The organism is Caldimonas thermodepolymerans (genome assembly GCF_015476235.1).
In the GTDB taxonomy this organism is placed as follows: Bacteria; Pseudomonadota; Gammaproteobacteria; order Burkholderiales; family Burkholderiaceae_C; genus Caldimonas; species Caldimonas thermodepolymerans.
Window position 1 is genome coordinate 2,435,614 of record NZ_CP064338.1, and the last position, 25,595, is coordinate 2,461,208.

General features: G+C 71.0%; 20 protein-coding genes. 11 read left to right on the forward strand and 9 right to left on the reverse strand.

From position 1 onward, the window contains the following. The first annotated feature begins 27 nt into the window (after positions 1-27). Positions 28-1,725 carry a dihydroxy-acid dehydratase gene (ilvD, locus tag IS481_RS11410; protein WP_104358646.1) on the forward strand — a complete coding sequence of 566 codons (1,698 nt, stop codon included), beginning with the start codon at positions 28-30 and terminating at the stop codon, positions 1,723-1,725. Between the two features lie 81 nt (positions 1,726-1,806). Here ilvD and IS481_RS11415 read toward each other — a convergent pair whose 3' ends face one another. Next, complete coding sequence (locus IS481_RS11415) at positions 1,807-2,049, reverse strand: TIGR04438 family Trp-rich protein (protein ID WP_104358647.1); 243 nt, start codon at positions 2,047-2,049, stop codon at positions 1,807-1,809. A 114-nt stretch (positions 2,050-2,163) separates the two neighbouring features. Between IS481_RS11415 and IS481_RS11420 the strand changes: the two genes are divergently transcribed. Then, positions 2,164-2,472 carry a c-type cytochrome gene (locus IS481_RS11420; RefSeq protein ID WP_104358660.1) on the forward strand — a complete coding sequence of 103 codons (309 nt, stop codon included), beginning with the start codon at positions 2,164-2,166 and terminating at the stop codon, positions 2,470-2,472. Positions 2,473-2,537: 65 nt separating this feature from the next. On the opposite strand, the gene pabB is transcribed toward IS481_RS11420, so the two are convergent. The 3 genes from pabB to acs form a co-directional block, all read right to left on the reverse strand. Then, on the reverse strand, positions 2,538-4,280 hold the full coding sequence (pabB, locus tag IS481_RS11425) for an aminodeoxychorismate synthase component I (RefSeq protein ID WP_104358648.1): 1,743 nt from the start codon (positions 4,278-4,280) through the stop codon (positions 2,538-2,540). 53 nt (positions 4,281-4,333) lie between these two features. After that, positions 4,334-5,758 carry an MATE family efflux transporter gene (locus IS481_RS11430; RefSeq protein ID WP_104358649.1) on the reverse strand — a complete coding sequence of 475 codons (1,425 nt, stop codon included), beginning with the start codon at positions 5,756-5,758 and terminating at the stop codon, positions 4,334-4,336. Positions 5,759-6,366: 608 nt separating this feature from the next. Further along, the gene (gene acs, locus IS481_RS11435; protein WP_104358650.1) at positions 6,367-8,340 is read right to left on the reverse strand and encodes an acetate--CoA ligase; all 1,974 of its coding nucleotides are present in this window, start codon (positions 8,338-8,340) and stop codon (positions 6,367-6,369) included. Positions 8,341-8,527: 187 nt separating this feature from the next. Here acs and IS481_RS11440 point away from each other — a divergent pair, with 187 nt between their 5' ends. Both IS481_RS11440 and IS481_RS11445 read left to right on the forward strand, forming a co-directional pair. Then, positions 8,528-9,124 (forward strand): YqhA family protein, encoded by a 597-nt coding sequence (locus IS481_RS11440; RefSeq protein WP_104358651.1) that lies wholly within the window; start codon positions 8,528-8,530, stop codon positions 9,122-9,124. Between the two features lie 95 nt (positions 9,125-9,219). After that, positions 9,220-10,746 carry a fumarate hydratase gene (locus tag IS481_RS11445; RefSeq protein ID WP_104358652.1) on the forward strand — a complete coding sequence of 509 codons (1,527 nt, stop codon included), beginning with the start codon at positions 9,220-9,222 and terminating at the stop codon, positions 10,744-10,746. A gap of 70 nt (positions 10,747-10,816) precedes the next feature. On the opposite strand, the gene IS481_RS11450 is transcribed toward IS481_RS11445, so the two are convergent. Further along, positions 10,817-11,752, reverse strand: coding sequence for a histone deacetylase family protein (locus IS481_RS11450; protein ID WP_104358653.1), 936 nt, complete (start codon positions 11,750-11,752; stop codon positions 10,817-10,819). Positions 11,753-11,823: 71 nt separating this feature from the next. On the opposite strand from IS481_RS11450, the gene IS481_RS11455 reads away from it, so the two are divergent. Genes IS481_RS11455 through mltB form a run of 4 tightly spaced genes read left to right on the forward strand, consistent with a single transcriptional unit; the run spans position 11,824 to position 16,898 of the window. Continuing rightward, the gene (locus IS481_RS11455; RefSeq protein WP_104358654.1) at positions 11,824-12,741 is read left to right on the forward strand and encodes an AAA family ATPase; all 918 of its coding nucleotides are present in this window, start codon (positions 11,824-11,826) and stop codon (positions 12,739-12,741) included. Next, entirely contained in the window at positions 12,738-13,754 is a 1,017-nt protein-coding gene (locus IS481_RS11460; RefSeq protein WP_104358655.1) for a DUF58 domain-containing protein, read from the forward strand. The genes IS481_RS11455 and IS481_RS11460 overlap by 4 nt, the downstream gene beginning before the upstream one ends. Next, positions 13,751-15,829: a transglutaminase TgpA family protein gene (locus tag IS481_RS11465; protein WP_104358656.1), complete on the forward strand. Its 2,079-nt coding sequence runs from the start codon at positions 13,751-13,753 to the stop codon at positions 15,827-15,829. The genes IS481_RS11460 and IS481_RS11465 overlap by 4 nt, the downstream gene beginning before the upstream one ends. Next, positions 15,813-16,898 (forward strand): lytic murein transglycosylase B, encoded by a 1,086-nt coding sequence (gene mltB / locus IS481_RS11470; RefSeq protein WP_419186868.1) that lies wholly within the window; start codon positions 15,813-15,815, stop codon positions 16,896-16,898. The genes IS481_RS11465 and mltB overlap by 17 nt, the downstream gene beginning before the upstream one ends. A gap of 3 nt (positions 16,899-16,901) precedes the next feature. On the opposite strand, the gene IS481_RS11475 is transcribed toward mltB, so the two are convergent. From IS481_RS11475 to IS481_RS11485, 3 genes are read right to left on the reverse strand one after another with little or no spacing between them, the layout of a single operon-like run. Then, positions 16,902-17,867, reverse strand: a complete 966-nt coding sequence (locus IS481_RS11475) for an alpha-E domain-containing protein (RefSeq protein WP_194963296.1) — start codon at positions 17,865-17,867, stop codon at positions 16,902-16,904. A 15-nt stretch (positions 17,868-17,882) separates the two neighbouring features. Next, entirely contained in the window at positions 17,883-19,319 is a 1,437-nt protein-coding gene (locus IS481_RS11480; protein WP_194963297.1) for a circularly permuted type 2 ATP-grasp protein, read from the reverse strand. Further along, positions 19,316-21,787: a DNA internalization-related competence protein ComEC/Rec2 gene (locus IS481_RS11485; protein ID WP_104358523.1), complete on the reverse strand. Its 2,472-nt coding sequence runs from the start codon at positions 21,785-21,787 to the stop codon at positions 19,316-19,318. Before IS481_RS11485 ends, IS481_RS11480 begins: the two co-directional genes overlap by 4 nt. 77 nt (positions 21,788-21,864) lie before the next feature. Here IS481_RS11485 and IS481_RS11490 point away from each other — a divergent pair, with 77 nt between their 5' ends. The 3 genes from IS481_RS11490 to IS481_RS11500 all read left to right on the forward strand — a co-directional run bounded on the left by IS481_RS11490 (position 21,865) and on the right by IS481_RS11500 (position 23,254). Further along, a complete protein-coding gene (locus IS481_RS11490) occupies positions 21,865-22,320 on the forward strand; it encodes a RidA family protein (protein WP_104358522.1) in 456 nt (151 codons plus the stop codon). Positions 22,321-22,351: 31 nt separating this feature from the next. After that, positions 22,352-22,825 (forward strand): disulfide bond formation protein B, encoded by a 474-nt coding sequence (locus IS481_RS11495; protein WP_232529258.1) that lies wholly within the window; start codon positions 22,352-22,354, stop codon positions 22,823-22,825. 96 nt (positions 22,826-22,921) lie between these two features. Next, on the forward strand, positions 22,922-23,254 hold the full coding sequence (locus IS481_RS11500; protein ID WP_104358521.1) for a hypothetical protein: 333 nt from the start codon (positions 22,922-22,924) through the stop codon (positions 23,252-23,254). Positions 23,255-23,270: 16 nt separating this feature from the next. Here IS481_RS11500 and parC read toward each other — a convergent pair whose 3' ends face one another. Beyond that, the gene (gene parC / locus IS481_RS11505) at positions 23,271-25,592 is read right to left on the reverse strand and encodes a DNA topoisomerase IV subunit A (protein WP_104358520.1); all 2,322 of its coding nucleotides are present in this window, start codon (positions 25,590-25,592) and stop codon (positions 23,271-23,273) included. Between the last annotated feature and the right edge of the window lie 3 nt (positions 25,593-25,595).

Below are 25,595 nucleotides of genomic sequence, written 5' to 3' on the forward strand. Positions count from 1 at the left end.
ACCTCCCGAAGAGCAAGCGAGCAGACGATGGACACCAAGACGATCCGGATCAACCGCCGCAGCGCCAACATCACCGAAGGGAAGTCGCGCGCTTCCAACCGTTCGATGTTCTACGCGCTGGGCTACAAGGAAGACGACTTCAGCAAGCCGATGGTCGGCGTGGCCAACGGTCACAGCACCATCACGCCCTGCAACGCCGGCCTGCAGAAGCTGGTCGACGCGGCGGTGGCCGGCATCCAGGAAGCGGGCGGCAACGCCCAGGTGTTCGGCACCCCCACCATCTCCGACGGCATGGCGATGGGCACCGAGGGCATGAAGTACTCGCTGGTCAGCCGCGAGGTGATCGCCGACTGCATCGAGACCTGCGTGCAGGGCCAGTGGATGGACGGCGTGCTGGTGGTCGGCGGCTGCGACAAGAACATGCCGGGCGGCATGATGGGCATCCTGCGCGCCAACGTGCCGGCCATCTACGTCTACGGCGGCACCATCCTGCCGGGCAAGTGGCGCGGCCAGGACCTGAACATCGTCAGCGTCTTCGAGGCGGTGGGCCAGAACGCCGCCGGCAAGATCAGCGACGAGGAACTCAAGGAGATCGAGCAGCACGCCATCCCCGGCACCGGCTCGTGCGGCGGCATGTACACCGCCAACACCATGTCCAGCGCCTTCGAGGCCCTGGGCATGAGCCTGCCCTATTCCTCGACGATGGCCAATCCGCACGACGAGAAGCAGAACTCGGCCCGCGAATCGGCCAAGGTGCTGCTGGAGGCGATCAAGAAGGACCTCAAGCCGCGCGACATCGTCACCAAGAAGGCGATCGAGAACGCCGTCTCCGTCATCATGGCCACCGGCGGCTCGACCAACGCGGTGCTGCACTTCCTGGCCATCGCGCACGCGGCGGGCGTGGACTGGACCATCGACGACTTCGAGCGCATCCGCAAGCGCGTGCCGGTGATCTGCGACCTCAAGCCCAGCGGCAAGTACCTGGCCGTGGACCTGCACCGCGCCGGCGGCATCCCGCAGGTCATGAAGATCCTGCTCAACGCCGGCCTGCTGCACGGTGACTGCATCACGATCACCGGCAAGACCATCGCCGAGACGCTGGCCGACGTGCCCGACCAGCCGCCGGTGGACCAGGACGTGATCCGCCCGATCGACAAGCCGCTGTACAAGGAAGGCCACCTGGCGATCCTGAAGGGCAACCTGTCGCCCGAGGGCGCGGTCGCGAAGATCACCGGCCTGAAGAACCCGGTCATCACCGGCCCGGCGCGCGTGTTCAACGACGAGCAGTCGGCGCTGCAGGCCATCCTGGACGGCAAGATCAAGCCGGGCGACGTGATGGTGCTGCGCTACCTGGGCCCGAAGGGCGGCCCGGGCATGCCGGAGATGCTGGCGCCCACCGGCGCGCTGATCGGCGCGGGCCTGGGCGAGAGCGTGGGCCTGATCACCGACGGGCGCTTCTCGGGCGGCACCTGGGGCATGGTGGTCGGCCACGTCGCACCGGAAGCGGCCGAGGGTGGCACGATCGCGCTGGTGGAAGAAGGCGACTCGATCACCATCGACGCCCACCAGCTGCTGCTGCAGCTCAACGTCAGCGACGAGGAGATCGCCCGCCGCCGTGCGGCCTGGACGCCGCCTGCGCCGCGCTACACCCGCGGCGTGCTGGCCAAGTTCGCGAAGAACGCCTCCAGCGCGAGCTGCGGTGCGGTGCTCGACAAGTTCGAGTGAACGTGCACGGGGTGGCGCGCCCCGGCATGCAAAAGGCGGCCCGCGCGGCCGCCTTTTTTCATGGTCGGAGCCTGCGCGGCCTCAGCGGCGCTTGCGCTCCTGCAGGCCCAGCGCGACGATGTTCTTGCGGCGGCGCTCCTGCTTGCGCTCTTCCATCTTCTCCATCTGCTTGCGTTTGGTGTAGCCGGTCTTGTCCGCCCACCACCACCAGACCATCGCGCACGGGAACGGCCAGAGCACCCCGAGCCAAGACCATTCCCCGACCGGCCCGAGCTCGGCGAGCTTGAGCAGGATCAGGAACACCCCGATCACGACGAACCACATGCTGCGTTTCTCCTGCAACTTTGCTGCACCCTCTGCACGGCTGCGGCCACGCCCCGGCGCGTAGAATGCACGCGCAGAATGTAGCTGATTCCCCACGTTCACCGAAAGGACATGATGAAACACGCCCTCGCTCTCGCTGCCGCCCTCGGTGCGCTCGCCGCGGGCCCCGCGCTGGCGAACCAGCAGCTCGCCCAGCAGAAGAACTGCCTGATCTGCCACAACGTCGACAAGCGCGTGGTCGGCCCCTCCTTCAAGGAAATTGCCGCCAAGTACGCGGGCCAGAAGGATGCCGTGGACAAGCTGGCCCAGAAGGTGATCAAGGGCGGCTCGGGCGTGTGGGGCCAGGCCCCGATGCCGGCCAACCCGCAGGTCAGCGAAGCCGAAGCCAAGACCCTGGTGCAGTGGATCCTCACGCAGAAGTGAGCTGAGCGCCTCGTGCGCCTGCTTGCCAGCCCGCAACGGCCCCGGCCCTTGCGGGCTTCGTCTTTTCAGTGCCGGCGCAGCATCGCGGGAATCCAGCCGCGCAGGCTGCTCAGGAAGGCCAACCCCTCGGCCCGCGCCAGGTCCTCGACGCGCACCACCGCCTCGGCCAGGCGCCCGTCGCGCAGCGCCTCGGCGCGCGCCACGCCACCCAGCAGGCCGCAACGCAGCGGCGGCGTGACCCATCGGCCGTCCAGCCGCACCGCGACGTTGCCGCGCGTGAATTCCGTCACTTCGCCCTCGGCATTCCACAGCAGCGTGTCGAACACCGCCGGGTCGTCCGGTGCATGCACCTCGTAGTGCTCGCGCCGCGTGGTCTTGTAGCGCAGGAAGTCCGGCAGCGCCGCCCGCACCGGCTCGCGCGCCAGCTGCACCGTCACCCGCCCGGGGACAGCGGCCGCCATCGGATGTGCCTCGGCCTGCGCCGCTCCGGCCGCATCGAGCAGCAGGCGCACGCGCCACGGCCCCTGCGGATGCGCGGCCGCCAGCGCCTGCAGGGCGCCGCGCACGCGCGCCTCGTCCCAGGGGTAACCGAAATGCACCGCGGCAGCGGCCATGCGCTGCAGGTGCAGCGCCTCGGCGCGGAAGCGGCCGTCCTCCAGCCGCAGCGTCTCGACCAGCCGGAACGGCTGGCGCGCCAGTTCGAGGAAGCGGCGCTTGCCGCCCCACTCGGCCCACTCGCCGTCCGTGCCCGCGTCGGCCGTGATGCCGCTGCCGATGCCGCACTGCGCCTGGCCGTCCTGCAGCACCACGGTGCGGATCGGCACGTTGAAGGTGGCCGAGCCGTCCGGGCGCAGCACGCCGACCGCGCCGCAGTAGACGCCGCGCGGCGCGCGCTCCAGTGCGCGGATCCAGTGCATCGCCCGCACCTTGGGCGCACCGGTCACCGACCCGCAGGGAAACAGCGCCGCGAAGACGTCGCGCAGCGTCGTGCCCGGGCGGGTCTCGGCCATCACGTCGGAGGTCATCTGCCACACCGTCGGCAGCGCCTGCGTGTGGAACAGCCGCGGCACCCGCACCGAGAACGGCCGCGCGATGCGCGAGAGGTCGTTGCGGATCAGGTCCACGATCATCAGGTTCTCGGCGCGCTCCTTCTCGGTCGTGCGCAGTGCCTCGGCGCGCGCCCGGTCTTCCTCGGGCGTGGCGCCGCGCAGCGCCGTGCCCTTCATCGGGCGGCACAGCAGGCGGCCGTCGCGCCAGTCGAAGAACAGTTCCGGCGAGACCGACAGCACCTGCAGCTCGCCCGTGTCGAGGAACGCCGCATAGCCCTCGGGCTGGGTGCGGTGCAGCGCGCGGAACAGCTCCAGCGCTGCCCCGGCATGGGGACTGCGCACCGCTGCGGTGTAGTTGACCTGGTAGACCTCGCCGTCGGCGATGGCCTGGTGGATGCGGGCCAGCGCGGCATCGAACCCGGCCCGACCGATCGACGCCTCCCACTGCAGTGGCGGGTACGCGGGCGCCAGGCCGTCCGGCCAGGGCGCGGCGTCGTCGAACGCGGCGAACCAGGCCAGCGGGCCGCAGGACGGATGCACCTCGAACGCCGCATCGAACGCAGGCGCCGCCTCGTAGGCCACGAAGCCCACGCACCAGCGGCCCGCCGCCGCGGCCTGCTGCGCCGCCTCCAGCACCGCGGGCACCTCGGCGGCGGTGCGTGCCGTCCAGGCCTGCTCCGGCGTGCCGAACGCCAGGCGCGTGCGCGTCCCCGATCCGTGCGGATCGATGAAGTCGATCAGGGCGCTCGGGGCAGGCATCGCGGCATCGTGGTGGCTGGGCCAGGCCGGCAGTCTATATGCGCCGCGGCCGGCTACGCCCCGCTCGCGCCGGGATGCACGCGGGCGCTCCCCTGCGGCACGGCGCTGCCGCGCCCCTCCTCGATCGCGGTGCGCGAGACCACGCGCAGCGTCAGGCTGAACGCGACGGACACCAGCACCAGCCCGACCACCAGGCCGATCCAGAACCCGTAGACCTGCAGCGGCTCGCCGCCCGGCAGGCCGACGTAGCCCAGCCAGGCGCCCAGCGGGATCCCGACGCCCCAGAACGCCACCAGCATCATCAGCATCGGCACGAAGGTGACCTTGTAGCCGCGCAGCGCGCCGATCGCGCAGACCTGGGTGGCGTCGAAGAACTGCCACAGGGCCGCGAACAGCAGCAGCGTGGCGGCCAGCTGGCGCACCGCCGTGTCGTTGCTGTACAGCTCGGTGATCAGGTGACGACCGGCGACGATGGGGCCGATCGCGGTGGCCGCGATCAGCAGGCCCAGGCCGATGCCGGTCCATGCGACGAAGCGGGCCCCGCGCGGATCGCCCGCCCCGAGCCGGTGGCCGACGCGGATCGACAGCGCCGAGGACAGCCCCATCGGCAGCATGAAGATCAGCGCCGAAAAGTTCAGCGCCACCTGGTGCGCGGCGATCTGCACCGCCCCGAACCGGCCCACCAGCACCGCGATGCCGGAGAACGCCGCCACCTCGGCGAGCCCGGCGCCGCCCATCGGCAGCCCGATGCGCAGCAGCTGCTTCTGGCCGCGCCAGGTCGGCCAGGACCAGCCGTCCCACAGGTAGTACGGCTTGTAGATGCGCCCGCGCGCGGTCCAGATCACGAGGCCGACCAGCCCCACCCACATGCTGATGCCGGTGGCCCAGCCACAGCCCGCGCCCCCCATCGCCGGCATGCCGAGGTGGCCGTAGATCAGCACCCAGTTGAGGAAGGTGTTGACCACCAGCCCGACGAAGGCCAGCACCATCAGCGGCCGGGGGTGGTTGATGCTGGCCGAATAGAACCCGATCGCGCGGAACACCAGCGCCGCCGGCATCCCCAGCGCCACGCCCCAGAGGTACCACGCCGTCCCCGCCGCGATCGGCGGCTCGATGCCGGCCGCCAGCAGCAGCGGCTGCACCAGCGGCAGCAACGCGAACGGCAGCAGGCTGCCGAAGGCGGCCAGCCACACGCCTTCGCGCGTGTCGGCCACGATGCCGGCCCGGTCGCCCGCGCCGTAGTGATGCGCGACCACCGGGCTGACCGCCTGCACCACGCTCATCAGGCCGATGAACACCGGCATCCACAGCGCCACGCCCAGCCCGACGATGGCCTGCTCCGCCGCGCCGGCGTGTCCCGACATGACCGTGTCGGTCAGGCCCATGAGCACGTAGGCGACCTGCGACAGCACGATCGGGGTGGCCAGCCGCACGAGGGCGCGGCTTTCGGCCAGGAAGGCGGAGAAGGAACGGGACATGGCGGGGCCGGCGGGAAAACCGGTGAGGGTACCGCGGATTGGCGGCAATGGGCGAATGGCCCCGGGATGGCGGGCGTCGTCGGGGGGCCGCGGGAGCCGCGGGCAGCGGAGGGAGGTTCGCAGGCGTCCGAACGCTCGAAATCCGGGGCGGCCTGCGCTCGAAGCGATGCGCAACGCCCCACCGCCGCCGGATGTGCCGACGGCCCTTGCGGGCCGACTGGATCAGCGGGACTGGGTGATGACGCCCCCGGGGCCGGGTTCTGGTGTTCGCTCACATCGCTGAAGCGACATGAGCGAACCCCGTCCCCGCGACCGGGGCCGCGCCCCGGGGCCTCGGGGGTCGCGTGGATCGGTCGGACCACGCACAGCGCTGCCCCGCGGGCCGGGTTCTGGTGTTCGCTCACATCGCTGGCGCGACGTGAGCGAACCCCGTCCCCCGCGATCGGGGCTGCGCCCCGGGGCCTCGCGGGCCGCGTGGATCGGTTGGACCAGGCACAGCGCTGCCCCGCGGGCCGGGTTCTGGTGTTCGCTCACATCGCTGGCGCGACGTGAGCGAACCCCGTCCCCCGCGATCGGGGCTGCGCCCCGGGGCCTCGCGGCTCCCTTGATCAGTTGGACTGGGCCAACTGCTCGAGGATCGCGGGGTTCTCCAGCGTGGAGGTGTCCTGGGTGATCTGCTCGCCGCGGGCGATCGAGCGCAGCAGGCGACGCATGATCTTGCCCGAGCGGGTCTTGGGCAGGTTGTCGCCGAAGCGGATGTCCTTGGGCTTGGCGATCGGGCCGATCTCCTTCGCGACCCAGGCGCGCAGTTCATCGGCGATCTTCTTCGCCTCCTCGCCGGTCGGGCGCGGACGCTTGAGCACCACGAAGGCGCAGATCGCCTCGCCGGTGGTTTCGTCCGGACGGCCCACCACCGCGGCTTCGGCGACCAGCTCGGTGCAGGACACCAGCGCGGACTCGATCTCCATCGTGCCCATGCGGTGCCCCGAGACGTTCAGCACGTCGTCGATGCGGCCGGTGATCGTGAAGTAGCCGGTGTTGGCGTCGCGCACCGCGCCGTCGCCGGCGAGGTAGTAGCGGCCCTGGAAGTCGGCCGGGTAGTAGCTCTTCTTGAAGCGCTCCGGGTCGCCCCAGATCGTGCGGATCATGCTGGGCCACGGCTTCTTGATCACCAGCACGCCACCCTGCCCGTTCGGCACGTCGGCACCGGTCTCGTCAACCACCGCGGCCATGATGCCCGGGAATGGCAGCGTGCAGGAGCCGGGCACCAGCGGGGTGGCGCCGGGCAGCGGGGTGATCATGTGCGCACCGGTCTCGGTCTGCCACCAGGTGTCCACGATCGGGCAGCGGCTGCCGCCGACGTTCCGGTAGTACCACTCCCAGGCCGCCGGGTTGATCGGCTCGCCCACCGAGCCGAGGATGCGCAGCGACGACAGGTCGTAGTTGCGCGGATGGGTCGCCGGGTTGGCCTCGGCCGCCTTGATCAGCGAGCGGATCGCGGTCGGCGCGGTGTAGAAGATCGTGACCTTGTGCTGCTGGATCATCTTCCAGAAGCGGCCGGCATCCGGCCAGGTCGGCACGCCCTCGAAGACGATCTGCGTCGCGCCGTTGGCCAGCGGTCCGTAGGCGATGTAGGTGTGGCCGGTGACCCAGCCGATGTCGGCCGTGCACCAGAACACATCCTCGGGCTTGAGGTCGAAGGTCCACTTGGTGCTCAGCGCCGCCTGCAGCAGGTAGCCGCCGCTGGAGTGCTGCACGCCCTTGGGCTTGCCGGTCGAGCCGGAGGTGTAGAGCAGGAACAGCGGGTGCTCGGCATCGACCCACTCGGGCTCGCAGGTGGTCGCCTGCTTGGCAAGCACCTCGTGCAGCCAGACGTCACGCGCGTTCCAGGCGATGTTGCCGCCGGTGCGGCGGTACACCAGCACGTTGCGCACGGTGTCGCAGCCGCCCATGCCCAGGGCCTCGTCAACGATGGCCTTCAGCGGCAGCTGCTTGCCGCCACGCATCTGCTCGTCGGCCGTGATGACCAGCACCGCGCCGGCGTCCTGGATGCGGTCGCGCAGCGACTGCGCCGAGAACCCGCCGAACACCACCGAGTGCGTCGCGCCGATGCGCGCGCAGGCCTGCATCGCGACCACGCCCTCGACCGACATCGGCATGTAGATGACGACGCGGTCGCCCTTCTTGACGCCCAGCTCGCGCAGCCCGTTGGCCATGCGGCAGGTCTTCTCGAGCAGCTCGCGGTAGGTGACGCGGGTCACCTGGCCGTCGTCGCTTTCGAAGATGATCGCGACCTTGTCGCCGCGGCCCTGCTCGACGTTGCGGTCCAGGCAGTTGTACGAGACGTTGAGGAGGCCGTCCTCGAACCACTTGAAGAACGGTGCGTTGCTGTCGTTGAGGACCTTGGTGAAGGGCTGCTTCCAGGTCACGAATTCCTTGGCCAGTCGGGCCCAGTAGCCTTCGTAATCGGCCTCGGCCTCCTCGCAGAGCTTGCGATAGGCCTCCATGCCGGATACATGAGCTGCCTTCACCGTCGCGTCGGACGGCACGTAGAGCTGGTTTGCCTGCTCACTGGTCGACATGAGCGTCTCCTTTTATATGTGGATAGTTCGACGAAACTGGCCCGGAAATCGCGCCGCACCATAAGGCGATGCTCTTACAAACGCCTTACTCTGCCTCAAATGACCGGCCTCCGGGGAGAGCGATATTCTGACAATAAAATCCGCAGCATCCGGACTATCCCTGAGTCCGTTTCGCAGTCCCCTCCCGATGACCCCGATTCCCGATCCGCGTACTGCCCGGTTGCGTCCGTTGCCGAACCTGATTTTTGCCAGCCGTTGGCTGCAGTTGCCGCTGTATCTCGGCCTGATCGTGGCGCAATGCGTCTACGTCTTCCATTTCTGGGTGGAACTGGTGCACCTGATCGAGGCCGCGTTCGGCAACCAGCATGCGCTGGACCAGCTGGTGCGCGGCATCGGCTACCGCAGCGACGCGCCGGTGACCCAGCTCAACGAGACCATCATCATGCTGGTCGTGCTGGCGCTGATCGACGTGGTGATGATCTCCAACCTGTTGATCATGGTGATCGTCGGCGGCTACGAGACCTTCGTCTCGCGCATGCGGCTGGAAGGCCACCCCGACCAGCCGGAATGGCTCAGCCACGTCAACGCCTCGGTGCTGAAGGTCAAGCTGGCCACCGCGATCATCGGCATCTCGTCGATCCACCTGCTCAAGACCTTCATCAACGCCGGCAACTACGAGCTGAAGGTGCTGCAGTGGCAGACCCTGATCCACGTCGTGTTCCTGCTCTCGGCGCTGGCGATCGCGCTGACCGACCGGCTGCTGGCCCCGCCGGCGCACGACTGAGGCGCCAGGCCCGCGCAGCGCCCCCGCTGCCATGCGGCGGGCGCTGCGGCTGAGATAATCGCAGCCGCCCCCGCAACCCACCGCACTTCAAGACCATGACCACCACGATCAAGTACGACGACCTCGTCGAAAGCGTCGCTGCGGCCCTGCAGTACATCAGCTACTACCACCCGGCCGACTACATCCAGCACCTGGCGCGCGCCTACGAGCGCGAGGAATCGCCGGCGGCCAAGGATGCCATCGCGCAGATCCTGACGAACTCGAAGATGTGCGCCGAAGGCAAGCGCCCGATCTGCCAGGACACCGGCATCGTCAACGTGTTCCTGAAGATCGGCATGGACGTGCGCTGGGAAGGCTTCTCCGGCTCGATCGCCGACGCGATCAACGAAGGCGTGCGCCGCGGCTACCTGAACCCGGACAACAAGCTGCGCGCCTCGGTCCTGGCCGACCCGCAGTTCGAGCGCAAGAACACCAGGGACAACACGCCCGCGGTGATCCACATGGAGGTGGTGCCGGGCGACAAGGTCGACGTGATCGTCGCGGCCAAGGGCGGCGGCTCGGAGAACAAGTCCAAGTTCGTGATGATGAACCCGAGCGACAACCTGGTCGACTGGGTGCTCAAGACCGTGCCGACCATGGGCGCGGGCTGGTGCCCGCCCGGGATGCTGGGCATCGGCATCGGCGGCACGGCCGAGAAGGCCATGCTGCTGGCCAAGGAAGCGCTGATGGAAGACATCGACATGTACGAGCTCCAGCAGCGCGGCCCGCAGAACAAGCTGGAAGAACTGCGCCTGGAGCTGTACGAGAAGGTCAACGCGCTGGGCATCGGCGCGCAGGGCCTGGGCGGCCTGACCACGGTGCTGGACGTCAAGATCAAGATGTACCCGACGCACGCCGCGTCCAAGCCGGTGGCCATGATCCCGAACTGCGCGGCCACCCGCCACGCGCACTTCGTGCTCGACGGCTCCGGCCCGGCGTATCTGGAGCCGCCGAGCCTGGACCTGTGGCCCGACGTCAGCTGGGCGCCGGACTACAACAAGAGCCGCCGCGTCAACCTCGACACGCTGACGAAGGAGGAAGTCGCCAGCTGGAAGCCGGGCGAGACGCTGCTGCTGTCGGGCAAGATGCTGACCGGCCGCGACGCCGCCCACAAGCGCATCCAGGACATGCTGGCCAAGGGCGAGAAGCTGCCGGTGGACTTCACCAACCGCGTGATCTACTACGTCGGCCCGGTCGATCCGGTACGCGACGAGGTGGTCGGCCCGGCCGGCCCGACGACCGCCACCCGCATGGACAAGTTCACCGAGATGATGCTGAGCCAGACCGGCCTGATCGCGATGATCGGCAAGGCCGAGCGCGGCCCGGTGGCGATCGAGGCGATCAAGAAGCACAAGAGCGCCTACCTGATGGCCGTCGGCGGCGCCGCCTACCTGGTCTCCAAGGCGATCAAGTCGGCCCGCGTGGTCGGCTTCGAGGACCTGGGCATGGAGGCGATCTACGAGTTCGAGGTCAAGGACATGCCGGTCACCGTCGCGGTGGACGCGGGCGGCACCTCCGCCCACGTCACCGGCCCGCGCGAATGGCAGGCCCGCATCGGCAAGATTCCGGTCGCGACCGCCTGAGCGCCCCTGGCCTGGCCATGAAGCAAGCCGCCCCTCGGGGCGGCTTTTTCGTGGCGCGAGAGCACGCGCCCTAGACGTCGGCCAGCACGCGCACGTGCGCGGCCACGCTGCGCGCCAGCGCGTCGAGGTGGTAGCCGCCCTCCAGGCAGGAGACGATGCGCCCCTTGGCGTGGCGCTCGGCCACGTCCTTCACCCGGCGCGTGATCCACTCGTAGTCGGCCTCGACCAGCCCGAGCTGGCCCAGGTCGTCCTCTCGGTGCGCGTCGAAGCCCGCAGAGATGAAGATCATCTCGGGCTTGAAACGCTCCAGCCGCGGGATCCACAGCGCCTCGACCAGCTCGCGGATTTCCATGCCGCGGGTGTAGGCCGGCACCGGCAGGTTGACCATGTTGTCGGCCGGCGCCTCGGTGCCGCTGAACGGGTACAGCGGGTGCTGGAAGAAGCTGACCATCAGCACCCGCTCGTCGCCGGCGAAGATGTCCTCGGTGCCGTTGCCGTGGTGCACGTCGAAGTCGACGATGGCCACGCGCTTGAGCCGGCGCACGTTGAGCGCGTGGCGCGCAGCCACCGCGACGTTGTTGAAGAAGCAGAAGCCCATCGCCTGCGAGCGCGTCGCATGGTGCCCGGGTGGGCGCACGGCGCAGAAGGCATTCTCGATCTCGCGGTCGATCACCGCGTCGGTGGCTGCCACCGCGGCCCCGGCGGCGCGCAGCGCCGCCTGCCAGGTGTGCGGGCACACCACCGTGTCCATGTCGATGGTGCGGCGCTCGCCGCTTTGCGCCACCTGCTCCATCAGGTCCTTCATCGTGGCCACGTAGGCGGCGCTGTGGGCCAGCTCCAGGTCGCGCAGCCCGGCCAGCGGTGCCTCGCGTTTTTCCAGCCCGAGCTCGATGCCGGTGGCCAGCAGGTAGTCCTCGATGACGTCCAGGCGCTCAGGGCATTCAGGATGACCGGCGCCCATGTCGTGGCGGCGGCAATCAGGATGGCTGTAGTAGCCGGTGGCCATGTGATTTTGTCCCCGTGTCGTGGCGCGGAATTCGGGTAATGTGCTCGGCCATGAGCCACCCGGATACCCACATGCTTCATGCACAGCTGCAACGGCTGCTGGATCAGATTAACACGATCATCGTCGGCAAGCGCACCCAGGTCGAGGACTGCGTGGCCTGCCTGCTGGCCGGCGGCCACCTGCTGATCGAGGACGTGCCGGGCGTGGGCAAGACCACCCTGGCCCATGCACTGGCAGTGTCGCTGGGCCTGCGCTTCTCGCGCGTGCAGTTCACCGCCGACCTGATGCCCTCGGACCTGGTCGGGGTGAGCGTCTACGAGCGCGGCCAGGAATCCTTCGTGTTCCACCCGGGGCCGATCTTCTCGCAGGTGCTGCTGGCCGACGAGATCAACCGCGCCGGCCCCAAGACGCAGAGCGCGCTGCTGGAGGCGATGGAGGAACACCAGGTCAGCGTCGAGGGCGAGACCCGGCCGCTGCCGCAGCCGTTCTTCGTGATCGCCACCCAGAACCCGGCCGACCAGCTCGGCACCTACGCCCTGCCCGAGTCGCAGCTGGACCGCTTCCTGATGTGCATCACGCTCGGCTACCCGGACCGGGCCTCCGAGCGCGAGCTGCTGGCCGGCCAGGACCGCCGCGCCGCGGTGCACCAGCTGCCGGCCGTGATGTCGCCGGCCGAGCTGATGACCATGCAGCAGGCGGTGCGCCAGGTGCATGCCGCCGACCCGCTGCTCGACTACCTGCAGGACCTGATCGCCGCGACCCGCTCCGGCCAGTGGTTCGTCGAGGGGCTCAGCCCGCGCGCCGGCATCGCGGTGCTGCGCGCGGCCAAGGCGCGCGCCTTCATCGCGCGGCGCGACTACGTGGCGCCCGACGACATCCAGGCCGTGCTGCCGCAGACCATCGCGCACCGCCTGGTGCCGGTGGCCGGCAGCGGGCGCGGCCGGGTCGAGCAGGTGCGGGCGATGGTCGAGGCGGTGCCGCTGCCGTGAGCACCGCCGCAGCCGCCGCACGCCCCGGCGCGCGCCGCCGCCCGGCCGGCCGGTTGCACCAGCGCCTGCGCGCCTGGTGGCACCAGCGCCTGCCGGCCAGCGACACGCTGGTGCTGACGCAGCACAACGTCTACATCCTGCCGACCCGGCCGGGCCTGCTGTTCGCAGCCACGCTGGTGGTGCTGCTGGTCGCCTCGATCAACTACCAGCTCAACCTGGGCTACCTGCTGACCTTCCTGCTGGCCGGCGCCGGGGTGGCCGGCATGTACGTCACCCACAGCACGCTGCGCGGGCTGACGCTGCACCTGAAGCCGCCGGCGGCGGTGTTCGCCGACCAGGCTGCGCTGCTGGAGGTCGCGCTGACCAACGAGGCACGCCGCGAGCGCTACGGCATCGGCCTGCGTGTCCTGCCCGAGCCGGGCGAGGCCCCCCCGCCGGGCTGGGCCTGGACCGACGTGCCGGCGCAGGCGCAGGCGGTCGCGCACGTGAGCTTCCAGCCGCAACGGCGCGGCTGGCATGCAGTGCCGATGCTGACCGCCGAGACGCGCTTCCCGCTCGGGATCTTCCGCGTCTGGACGCTGTGGCGCCCGGCCTCGCGGCTGCTGGTCTACCCGGCCCCCGAGAGCTTCCCCCCGCCGCTGCCGGCACCGCTGCCGCACCCGGGCCAGGGGCAGCCGCTGCGCCAGGGCGAAGGCGGCGAGACCGACGGCGTGCGCGCGTACCGGCGCGGCGACCCGCTCAAGCACGTGGTGTGGAAGAAGGTGGCCAAGACCGGCGAGCTGGTCAGCCGCGAGACCGGTGGCGCGGCGCTCCGCGAGCTGTGGCTGGACTATCTTCACACCGGCGCCCAGGGTGCCGAGCAGCGCCTGTCGCGCCTGGCCGCCTGGGTGCTGGCGGCCGAGCAGGCAGGCCTGCGCTACGGCCTGCGCCTGCCCGGCGTGCCGGAGCTGCTGCCCGACCACGGCGAGGCGCACAAGCGCCGTTGCCTGGAACAACTGGCCCTGTACCGATGACGACCGCCCTTGCCTCCCGTACCGGCACGACGCCGCGCCTGGCGGCCTGGCGACACCTGCCGCGCGAGACGCGCGACACGCTGTTCCTGCTCGGCGTGATCGCCTGGGTCATCGCGCCGCACGCCGCTCACCTGCCCTGGTGGTGCACCGCACTCGCCGCAGTGGTGCTGCTCTGGCGCGCCCGGCTGGCCCTGACCGGCGCGCCGCTGCCCGGGCGCTGGGTGCTGGGGGCGCTGCTGCTGGCCGCGGTGGCCGCCACCTTGGTCACGCACCGCACGCTGTTCGGCAAGGAAGCCGGCGTGACGCTGGTGGTGGTGCTGATGGCGCTCAAGACGCTGGAGCTGCGCGCGCGGCGCGATGCCTTCGTGGTGTTCTTCCTCGGCTTCTTCCTGGTGCTGACCAACTTCCTCTATTCCCAGTCACTGCCGCTGGCGCTGGCGATGGTGCTGGCCGTGTGGGGCCTGCTGACCGCGCTGGTGGTCTCGCAGATGCCGGTCGGGCAACCCTCGCTGGCCAAGGCCGCCGCGCTGTCTGCACGCCTGTGCCTGTTCGGTGCGCCGGTGATGGTCGCGCTGTTCGTGCTGTTCCCGCGCTTCGCGCCGCTGTGGGGCTTGCCGACCGACGCGCACGCCGGGCGCACCGGGCTGTCGAACATGATGGAGATGGGCTCGGTGGCCGAGCTGGCGCTGGACGACAGCATCGCGATGCGGGTCAAGTTCGACGGCCCCGCCCCGCCGCCGCAGGCGCTGTACTTCCGCGGGCCGGTGCTCGCCGAGTTCGACGGGCGGCACTGGCGCCCCCTGCCCTACCGCGGCTGGCCGCGCAGCCAGCGCGCCGACGGCAACCTGCAGCTCGGCACGCAGGCCTTCCGCTACTCGCTGACCATCGAGCCGACCCGCATCGCCTCGCTGCCGCTGCTCGAGGTCACGCCGGAGGTCCCCAGGCTCGGCGAGATCCTCCCGCGCATGCGCGAGGACCTGGAATGGGTCACCGGCCAGCCGCTGCGCGAACGGCAGCGCCTCGAGGCCACGGCCTACACCGGCTTCCGCCACGGGCCGGTGGCCTGGACGGCCGGGCTGCGCGACTACCTGCAGCTGCCCGAGGGCTACAACCCGCGCACGCTGGCCTGGGCGCAGGCCCTGCGGCAACAGCTCCCCGATGCCGATGCCCGCCGGCTGGCGCAGGCGGTGTTCGCCCACATCCGCACCCAGGGCTACGCCTACACGCTGGCGCCCGGCCGCTACGGCGACGAGCAGGGCCGCCATGCCATCGACGAGTTCTGGCTGGACCGCAAGCAGGGCTTCTGCGAGCACTTCGCCGCCGCCTTCGTCGTCGTGATGCGCGCGATGGGGGTGCCGGCGCGCATCGTCACCGGCTACCAGGGCGCCGAGTACAACCCGGTCGACGGCTACCACCTGGTGCGCCACGCCTATGCCCACGCCTGGGCCGAGTACTGGCAGCCCGGCGCCGGCTGGGTGCGCGCCGACCCGACCGGCGCCGTCGCGCCCGAGCGCATCCGCATGGCGCTCGACCTGGGGCCGGCCACGGGGGTGGTCGCCGCGACGCTGAGCACGGTCAATCCCGAACTGTGGCGGCGGCTGCGCAACCACTGGGACGCGGTCAACAACGCCTGGAACCAGTGGGTGCTGAACTACTCGCGCGGCACGCAGTTCGAGCTGCTGCGCCACCTCGGCTTCGACGCGCCCGGCTGGCAGGACCTGGTGGTGCTGCTGCTCGGCCTGGTCGCCGCGGCGGCGTCCGCGGGCGCCGCCTGGGCCTGGTGGGAACGCCACCGGCAGGACCCGTGGGTGCAGGCCTACCGGCGCATGCAGGCGCAGCTGGCCGCCGCCGGCCTGCCCAGCGGACCGCACGTGCCGCCGCGCACGCTGGCCGCGCAGGCACGCGCGCGCTGGGGCGAGCAGGCCGCCCGCGTCGCCGAGCTGCTGTCGCGCATGGAAGCGCTGCGTTACGCACCGGCCGCGGGGGCAACGCCCCGCTCCTCTACACTGGCGCGCTCACTGGCGCGCGAGCTGCGCCGCGCCGTCCTCGAGCTTCGACATGCCCCACACCCTTGATTCCTTCCGCCGGCGCCTGTGCATCCTGGGCGCCGGCCTGCTGGTCGGGACGGCCATGCCCGGCACCGTCCTGGCCCAGGCGACCGAACCACCCGACAGCTTCGTCTACGGCGAACGCGACGACGTGATGGCCTTCGCGCTGGAGGTCGCGCAACGCCAGAACCTCGATCCCGGCTGGGTGCGCCGCACGCTGGCGCAGGCGCGCTACCTGCCGTCGGTGGCGCGGCTGATCATGCCGCCGCCGGCCGGCACCGCGAAGAACTGGGCCGCCTACCGTGCCCGCTTCGTCGAACCGCGCCGCCTGCGCGCCGGCCTCGAGTTCCGCAAGGCCCACGCGAAGTGGCTGGCGCAGGCCGAGGAGATGTACGGGGTGCCGCCGGAGATCGTGGTCGGCATCGTCGGGGTCGAGACGCTGTACGGCCGGCACATGGGCAGCTTCCGCGTGCTCGACGCGCTGGCCACGCTGGGCTTCGACTTCCCCAGCGGGCGCAGCGACCGCAGCGCCTTCTTCCGCGCCGAGCTGGAGCAGTTCCTGCTGCTGTGCCACAGCGAGGGGCACGACCCCCTGGAGCTGCGCGGCTCGTACGCCGGCGCGATGGGCATGCCGCAGTTCATGCCCAGCAGCTGGAACCGGTACGCGGTGGACTTCGACGGCGACGGCCGCGTCGACCTGCACCGCAGCCCGGCCGACGTGATCGGCAGCGTGGCCCATTACCTTGCCGAACACGGCTGGCAGCGCGGCGAGCCGACCCACTTCGAGGTCGCCGCCCCGGTCGACACCGCCGACCGCGCCTACCTGCTGCAGCCGGACATCGTGCCGAGCTTCACCGCCGAGGAGTTCGCCGCGCGCGGTGCGAGCCTGTCGGAAGAGGGGCGAGGCTACGGCGGCCTGCTGGCGCTGGTCGAGCTGCAGAACGGCGGTGCCGCGCCGAGCTACGCCGCCGGCACCGGCAACTTCTACGCGATCACGCGCTACAACTGGTCCAGCTACTATGCGATGGCGGTCATCGACCTGGGCCGCGCGGTCGAGGCACTGTACGGCTCGCGCGCGGTCTCGAGCGCACGCTGAGGTTCAGGCGGCCACCGGGACCAGGAAGTCGCGGCTGATGCCCGTGCCCAGGTCGTTGACGCGGTCGAGGAACTGCGTCAGGAACGCGTGCAGGCCGGTGGCGAGGATCTCGTCGATGCGGCCGTACTTGAGGTCCGCCTGCAGGCGCCCGGCGCGCCGCTGGGTCTCGCCGGACTGCTCGTTGGCCACCGCCGCGAGGTTGTGCACCACCTCGTTGACGCAGGCCATCAGCGAGCGCGGCATGTCCGGGCGCAGGATCAGCAGCTCGGCCACCTTCTCCGGCTGCAGCACGGTGCGGTAGACCTTGCGGTAGACCTCGAAGCCCGAGACCGAGCGCAGCACCGCGGACCAGTAGTAGAAGTCGAACTCCACGTCCTTCTCGCGCGGGCCGGTGCTGCCGAAGAACTCGTCGCTGACGCCGTGGAACTTCACGTCCAGCAGGCGGGCGGTGTTGTCGGCGCGCTCGAGGAAGGTGCCGATGCGCAGGAAGTGGAAGGCCTCGTCCTGCAGCATGGTGCCCAGCGTCACGCCGCGCGACAGGTGCGAGCGGAACTTCACCCATTCGAAGCACTCGCCCGGGTCGCGCAGGAAACGGTTGCCGTCGAACTGCCGGTGGAACTCCAGCCAGGTCTGGTTCTGTGTCTCCCACACCTCGGTGGTCAGGGCGCCGCGCACCGCCCGGGCGTTCTCGCGCGCCGCGCGCAGGCAGCTCGCGATGCTCGACGGGTTGCTCTCGTCGCGCACCATGTAGTCCATCACCTCGCGCGCCGAGAAGCCCCGGTAGCGGCGCGCGAAGTCCTCGGTCAGGTCACTGATGCCCAGCAGGCTGCGCCAGCCCTGCTCGGCCATCTCGGCCGAATGGGGCAGCAGGCTCATCTGGTAGTTCACGTCGAGCATGCGCGCGGTGTTCTCCGCACGCTCCATGTACCGGGCCATCCAGAACAGGTGATCCGCGGTGCGTGACAACATGGCCGGCCTCCTTCTTCACTCCTCGAGCACCCACGTGTCCTTCGTCCCGCCGCCCTGGCTGCTGTTGACCACCAGCGACCCATCCTTGAGCGCCACCCGCGTCAGCCCCCCGGGCACCATCTGCACCGTGCGCCCGCTCAGCACGAAGGGCCGCAGGTCTATGTGCCGCGGCGCGATGCCGGACTCCACGAAGGTCGGGCAGGTCGACAGCGACAGCGTCGGCTGCGCAATGTAGTTGCCCGGCTGCGCGACAAGCCGCTCGCGGAAGGCCTCGATCTCTTCCTTCGTCGCCGCCGGGCCCACCAGCATCCCGTAGCCGCCCGCCCCGTGCACCTCCTTGACCACCAGCTCCGGCAGGTGCGCCAGCACGTACTTCAGGTCCTCCTCGCGCCGGCACACCCAGGTGGGCACGTTGTCGAGCAGCGGCCTCTCCCCCAGGTAGAACTCGATCATCTGCGGCACGTACGGGTAGATGGACTTGTCGTCCGCGATGCCCGTGCCGATGGCATTGGCCAGCGTCACGTTGCCCGCCCGGTACACCGACAGCAGCCCCGCGCAGCCCAGCACCGAGTCGGCCCGGAACGCCAGCGGGTCGAGGAAGTCGTCGTCCACGCGCCGGTAGATGACGTCCACCCGCTTCGGCCCCTGGGTGGTGCGCATGTAGATGAACTGGTCCTTGACGAACAGGTCCTGCCCCTCCACCAGCTCCACGCCCATCTGCTGCGCCAGGAACGCGTGCTCGAAGTACGCGGAGTTGTACATGCCCGGCGTGAGCACGACCACGACGGGATCGTTGACGCTGGGCGGGGCCACCGCCCGCAGCGACTCCAGCAGCAGGTCGGGGTAATGCGCCACCGGCGCGACGCGGTATTCGCTGAACAGCTCCGGAAACAGCCGCATGGTCATCCTGCGGTTCTCCAGCATGTAGCTCACCCCGCTGGGCACCCGCAGGTTGTCCTCGAGCACGTAGTAGGTGCCGCTGCCGTCCGCGTTGGCCGCGCGCACGATGTCGATGCCGGCAACGTGCGCGTACACGCCCCCGGGCACCTCCAGCCCCAGCATCTCGGCGCGGAACTGCCCGTTGCCGCACACCTGCTCGGCCGGCACCACCCCGGCCTTGATGATCTCCTGCTCGTGGTAGACGTCGTGGATGAAGCGGTTGAGCGCCGTCACGCGCTGCGCCAGCCCGCGCTCGAGCACCTGCCACTCGTGCGCCGGGATGATGCGCGGGATCAGGTCGAACGGGATCAGCCGCTCGGTGCCCGCCCCGTCCTCGTCCTGCGCCCCGTACACCGCAAACGTGATGCCCACCCGCCGGAAGATCACCTCGGCTTCCTCTCGCCGCGAGCGCATCACGTCCCGCGGTTGCCTGGCCAGCCACCGGTCGTACACCCGGTAGTGCTCCCGCACCACCGCGCTGCTGGCGTGCATCTCGTCGTAGGTCGGGGTCATGGGGCCTCCACCGGCTGGCTGCCTCCTTGCAAGGCGGGGTTCACGCCCCCATGGTGCCAGTATCGGCGCCGCAGGTCACGCTCGCAGACCCCATCCCCCTCAAACCAGCGGTAGGCACCGCAGGCCGGGCTTGCGACGACCTCGATGCCGCGCTCGGCATAGCGCGCCAGCACCGGCGCGGCCGGATGCCCGAAGCGGTTGCGGTAGCCGGCCTGGATCACCGCCACGCGCGGCGCGACCGCGTCGAGGAAACCCGCCGAGCTGGAGGTCTTGCTGCCGTGGTGCGGCACGAGCAGCAGGTCGGCACGCAGCCGCCCGGCCTGTTCGACCACCAGGCGCGCTTCCTCGCGCCGCTCGATGTCGCCGGTCAGCAGCGCCGCGTGGCCGCCGCCGCTGACCTTCAGCACGCAGGAGACCTGGTTGGGCTTGAGCGGCGGCGAGTGCTCGTCAGGGCCGGGATGCAGCATCTCGAAGTGCACGCCGTCCCATGTCCACGACGGCGACGCCGCACAGTGCACCGCATCCGCACGGCCCTGCAGCAGCGGATGCCCCGCCTCCAGCGAGCTGGTCACCTGGGCCTCGGGGTAGGCCTGCAGCACCGCGCGGGCGCCGCCGACATGGTCGACGTCGCGGTGCGACAGCACCAGCCGGTCGATGCGCCGCTCCCCGAGCGCGCGCAGCAAGGGCAGCAGCACCCGCTGGCCGGCATCGCTGTCGGGCGAGTACTGCGGGCCGGCGTCGTACAGCAGGGTGTGGCGGGCGGTGCGCACCAGCACCGCGGTGCCCTGCCCGACGTCCACCGCCAGCAGCTCGAAGCTCCCCGCCGGCGGCCGCGGCGGCGCGGGCCAGGCCAGCGGCAGCAGCAGCGGCAGGGCCAGCAGGCGCACGCGCCACGGCAGGGGCAGCACCACCAGCACCCCGCCGGCCACGGCCGCCGCCACCGCCCAGCCGGGACCGGCTGCGGTCAGCCACAGCGCGGCCGGCCAGCCGGCCATGGCCTGCAGCAGCGCGCCCAATCCCTCGACGCAGGCGGCGCCCAGGGTCCACAGCGGCGGCGCCAACACGCCGAGCAGGCCCAGCGGCGTGATCGCCAGCGTCACCAGCGGGATCGCGACCAGGTTGGCGAGCAGCCCCACCAGCGAGACCTGGTGGAAGAAGGCCATGGTCAGCGGGGCCAGTCCCACGGTGGCCACCAGCTGGGTGCGCAGCATGCCGCGCACGCTGGCCCACGCCTGCCCGCGCAGGCGCCGCCACAGGCTGGCGCCGGCATCGACGCGCCAGGTCGCGGCGACCACCTGGTCGGCATCGGTGGCCATCAGCAGCGCCACCGCCACGAAGGACAGCCAGAAGCCCGGCTGCAGCAGCGCCCAGGGATCGCACAGCGTGACCACCGCGGCGGTCGCGCACAGCACCGCCGGCCAGGGCCACTGGCGGCCCGCCTGCGCCAGCAGCGTGACCGCGCCCAGCATCAGCACCGTGCGCTGCGCCGGTACACCCCAGCCGGCAAACACGGCATAGGCCGCTGCCAGCGCCAGTCCGCCCCAGCGCGCGGCCACCGGCGCCGGCAGCGCGAGCATCAGGCGGGCGCTGCACCGCCACAGCCGCCGCAGCACGGCCGCGGCCAGCCAGGCGAACATCGTGACGTGCAGGCCGCTGATCGCCATCAGGTGCGCGACGCCGGTGATGCGGAACACCTCCCAGTCATCGCGGTCGATCGCTGCCTGGTCGCCGGTGACCAGCGCCGCCAGCACGCCCGCGGCGCGCTCGTCGTCGACCTGCGCGTGGATCGCGTCGCGCACCGCCTGGCGCCACCGCTCGACCGGATGGCCCACCGCGGCATCGAGCAAGCGCGGTGGGGCCGCACCGGTGTCGCGCACGTAGCCGGTCGCGCCGATGCCCTGCTCGAACAGCCACAGCTCGTAGTCGAAGCCGTGCGGGTTGAGGTTGCCGTGTGGCTGCCGCAGGCGCACGCGCAGCTGCCAGCGTTGCCCGGCCTTCAGCTCGACCGGCGGTCGCCCCTGCGCCGGGCCGCCTTCGCGCCAGCCGGTGTACCAGCCGAGCAGCACCTCGCGCGGCACCGGGACCGGGCCGTGCGTGTCATGCGCCGACTCGATTGCGAAGCGGAAGCGGATGCCCGAAGGCTGCACGCGCGGCATGGCCGCGACCACGCCGACCACGTCGAGGTCGACGCCTTCCAGCGCGGGAGCAAGCCGCTCGGCCAGCCGCTGCTGCGCCTGCCAGCCGGCCCCGCCCCAGCCGAGCGCCAGCGCGGCCAGCAGGGCCGCCGGCACATGCCGCCGCGGCCGCCACCAGGCGAGCACGGCCAGCAGCGCGACGGCCGCCAGCGCCGCCAGCGCATAGCCCACCCCCGCCCACAGCGCGCGCTCCTGCAGCTGCAGGGCTGCGCCGAGCACGATGCCCAGCGACACGACCCAGGCCGCCGGGCCCGATCCGGCCTCCTCCCTCACCCTGGTCTCTCCCTGATCGGACGCCAAGTGTAGGATTGCCGGTCAACCGTCCATACCCCTCAGAGGAGCGATACACGATGTCCGTCTACGACCAACTCAAGGCCCTGAACATCGAGCTGCCGCCGGTCGCCACGCCCGCGGCCGCCTATGTCCCGTTCGTGCGCACCGGCAACCTGGTGTTCCTGTCGGGACACATCGCGCGCAAGGACGGCAGGCCCTGGGTCGGTCAGCTGGGCAAGGACCTGGGCACGGCCGACGGCCAGGCCGCCGCGCGCGCGATCGCGATCGACCTGCTGGGCACGCTGCAGGCCGCCGTCGGCGACCTGAACAAGGTGCGCCGCATCGTCAAGGTGATGAGCCTGGTCAACAGCACGCCGGACTACACCGAGCAGCACCTGGTGACGAACGGCGCCTCGGAGCTGTTCGTGCAGGTGTTCGGCGACAAGGGCGCGCACGCCCGCAGCGCCTTCGGCGTCGCGCAGATCCCGCTCGGCGCCTGCGTCGAGATCGAGCTGATCGCCGAGGTCGAGTGACCCGGCCGCAACGATCCAGCGTGGAGTGACCTTGCGCCTGACCCGCAACGCCCTGCTCGGCTTCACCTGCCTCGCGAGCTTCGCCGCGGTCGCCGCGGCCCTGCTCTCGCAGTACCAGTTCGGGATGCTGCCCTGCCCGTGGTGCATCCTGCAGCGCTTCCTGTTCGTCATGCTCGGCGTCGTCGCCGGCCTGGCCTGGCTGCTGCCGTGGCGCGGCCTCAAGGCGGCGCTGGCCGGGCTGGCGGTGCTGCTGACCGGCGCCGGCCTGGCCGCCGCGCTGTGGCAGCACTTCGTCGCGGCGCGCTCGGAATCGTGCGCGCTCACCTTTGCCGACCGCGTCGTGGCCGCGCTGCACCTGGAAAGCCTGGCGCCGAAGCTGTTCGCGATCCAGGCCTCCTGCGCGGATGCCGCGGTGTCGCTGCTCGGCCTGCCCTACGAGGCGTGGAGCGGCGCGCTGTTCGCCGTGCTGGGCCTGGCCTGCCTGGCCGCCGCGCTGCGGCGCTGACCGCCGGCCGCGTCGCCCCTGGGCGGCCAGGGTTGTTACGGCCCGGGCCGCACGCAGCGCTAGGCTGGGGTGCCCCACCTGCGCGAAAGGCCCGAGATGCCCCCCTGGTTCACGTTCTGGACGCACGTCGCGGACATCGCGTTCGGCACGCCCGAAGTGATGCACCGGCGGCTGTCGATGATGGGGCAGCCCGGCCCCTGGCCGCTGGCCACCGTGCTCGAATCGCAGCGCATGGTGTGGGAGAAGGCGCTGGCGGCTTGGCAGACCGGCGTGGTGCTGTGCACTGCCGCCTGGCCCGCGCTGTGGCTCGGGGCCGCCCGGCCGCAGGCGACGCTCGAGGCGGTGCGCCTGGCCAACCGGGCCATGCTGCCCTACAGCCGCGCCGTCAACGCCAACGTCAGGCGCCTGCGCAAGGCGCGCCGGCGCTGACCGGCTTCGGGTCCCCTCAGGCCGGCAGTACGCGCTGCGCCTGCTTCATGCCCAGCTCGGTGGCCTTGCCCTTGCGGGCGCGTTTGCCGGCGTGGGCGGCCAGCGCCGCACCGCGCAGCGTCTCGGACTTGGGCTTGCCGCCGCGGCCGACGCCCTCCACGACCAGCGCCTCGGCGAACACCGCCACCGACACCAGCGGGTCCTTGGCGTCCACGTCCATCAGCGTCAGGCCGCGTCCGCCGTTGGACTGCAGCTTGAGCTCCTCCAGCCCGAACACCAGCAGCCGGCCGCTGTACGACAGGCAGGCCACCTTGGACCCGGCGCCGACGCGCGCCGGCGCGAGCAGCCGGGCGCCCTCGTCCAGCGTCAGGAAGCCCTTGCCGCCCTTCTGGCGCGAGACCATGTCGCCGATGCGCGCCAGCAGGCCGTAGCCCGCGGTGTTGGCCAGCAGCAGGGTCGTGTCTGCCGGGCCGGCGTGGTAGTGCACCAGCTGCGTGCCGGACTCCAGCTCGATCATCGTCGTGACCGGCTGGCCGTCGCCGCGCGCCCCCGGCAGCGCCGAGACGGGCACGCTGTAGACGCGCCCGTTGCTGCCGAACACCAGCAGCGTGTCGACGGTGCGGCACTCGAAGGTGCCGTACAACCCATCGCCCGCCTTGAACGCGAAGCTGGCCGCGTCGTGGCCATGGCCCTGGCGCGCCCGCACCCAGCCCTTCTGGCTGACCACCACGGTGACCGGCTCGTCGATCACCTTGACCTCGGCCACCGCGCGCTTTTCCTCCTGGATGAGGGTGCGACGCTCGTCACCGAACTGCCTGGCGTCCGCCTCGATCTCCTTGATGACGGTGCGGCGCAGGCTGGCCGGGCTGTTGAGGATGTCCTCGAGCTTCTCCTGCTCGGCGCGCAGCTCCTTCAGTTCCTGCTCGATCTTGATCGCCTCCAGCCGCGCCAGTTGCCGCAGGCGGATTTCCAGGATGTCCTCGGCCTGCCGGTCGGTGAGCCGGAAGCGCTCGATCAGCGCCGGCTTGGGCTCGTCCGCGTTGCGGATGATGCGGATCACCTCGTCGATGTTGAGCAGCACCAGCTGCCGGCCCTCGAGCACGTGGATGCGGTCCAGCACCTTGTCGAGGCGATATCGCGTGCGGCGCTGCACCGTGGCCAGGCGGAACTGGATCCATTCGGTGAGGATCTGGCGCAGCGACTTCTGCGTCGGCCTGCCGTCGCCGCCGACCACGGTCAGGTTGATCGGCACCGAGCTTTCCAGGCTGGTGTGGGCCAGCAGCGTGTTGACCAGCTCCTGCTGGTCGACGCGGCTGGTCTTGGGCTCGAACACCAGGCGCACGGGCGACTCCTTGCTCGACTCGTCGCGCACGGTGTCGAGCACGCTGAGCACGGTGGCCTTGAGCTGCTGCTGCTCGGCGGTCAGCGTCTTCTTGCCGGCCTTGACCTTGGGGTTGGTCAGTTCCTCGATTTCCTCGAGCACCTTCTGCGCGCTGGTGCCGGGCGGCAGCTCGGTGACCACCAGCTGCCACTGGCCGCGCGCCAGGTCCTCGATCTTCCAGCGCGCGCGCACCTTCACGCTGCCGCGCCCGCTGGCGTAGGCCTCGCGGATGTCGGCCGCGCTGCTGATGATCTGGCCACCGCCCGGGAAGTCGGGTCCCGGCAGCAACGCATGCAGCTCGTCGTCGGAGAGCTTCTCGTTGCGGATCAGCGCCACCGTGGCGGCCGCGACCTCGCGCAGGTTGTGGCTCGGCACCTCGGTCGCCAGGCCCACCGCGATGCCGCTCGCGCCATTGAGCAGCACGAAGGGCAGGCGCGCGGGCAGCTGGCGCGGCTCCTGGAACGAGCCGTCGTAGTTCGGCACGAAGTCCACCGTGCCCTCGTCGATCTCGTCGAGCAGCAGCCGCGCGATCGGGGCCAGGCGCGCCTCGGTGTAGCGCATCGCGGCCGCCCCGTCGCCGTCGCGCGAGCCGAAGTTGCCCTGCCCGTCGATCAGCGGATAGCGCTGCGAGAAATCCTGCGCCATGCGCACCAGCGCGTCGTAGGCCGCCTGGTCCCCGTGCGGGTGGTATTTGCCGAGCACGTCGCCGACCACGCGGGCGCTCTTGACCGGCTTGGCGCCGTTGGGCCCGGTGTAGGCCAGCCCCATGCGCTCCATCGTGAACAGGATGCGCCGCTGCACCGGCTTCTGGCCGTCGGTCACGTCGGGCAGCGCGCGGCCCTTGACCACCGACAGCGCGTACTCCAGGTAGGCGCGCTCGGCGTAGTGGGCGAGCGTGATGTCGTCGCCCTCGCCGCCGATGGTGCCTTCGAACAGGTCGATCGTCTCTTGCGTCATGTT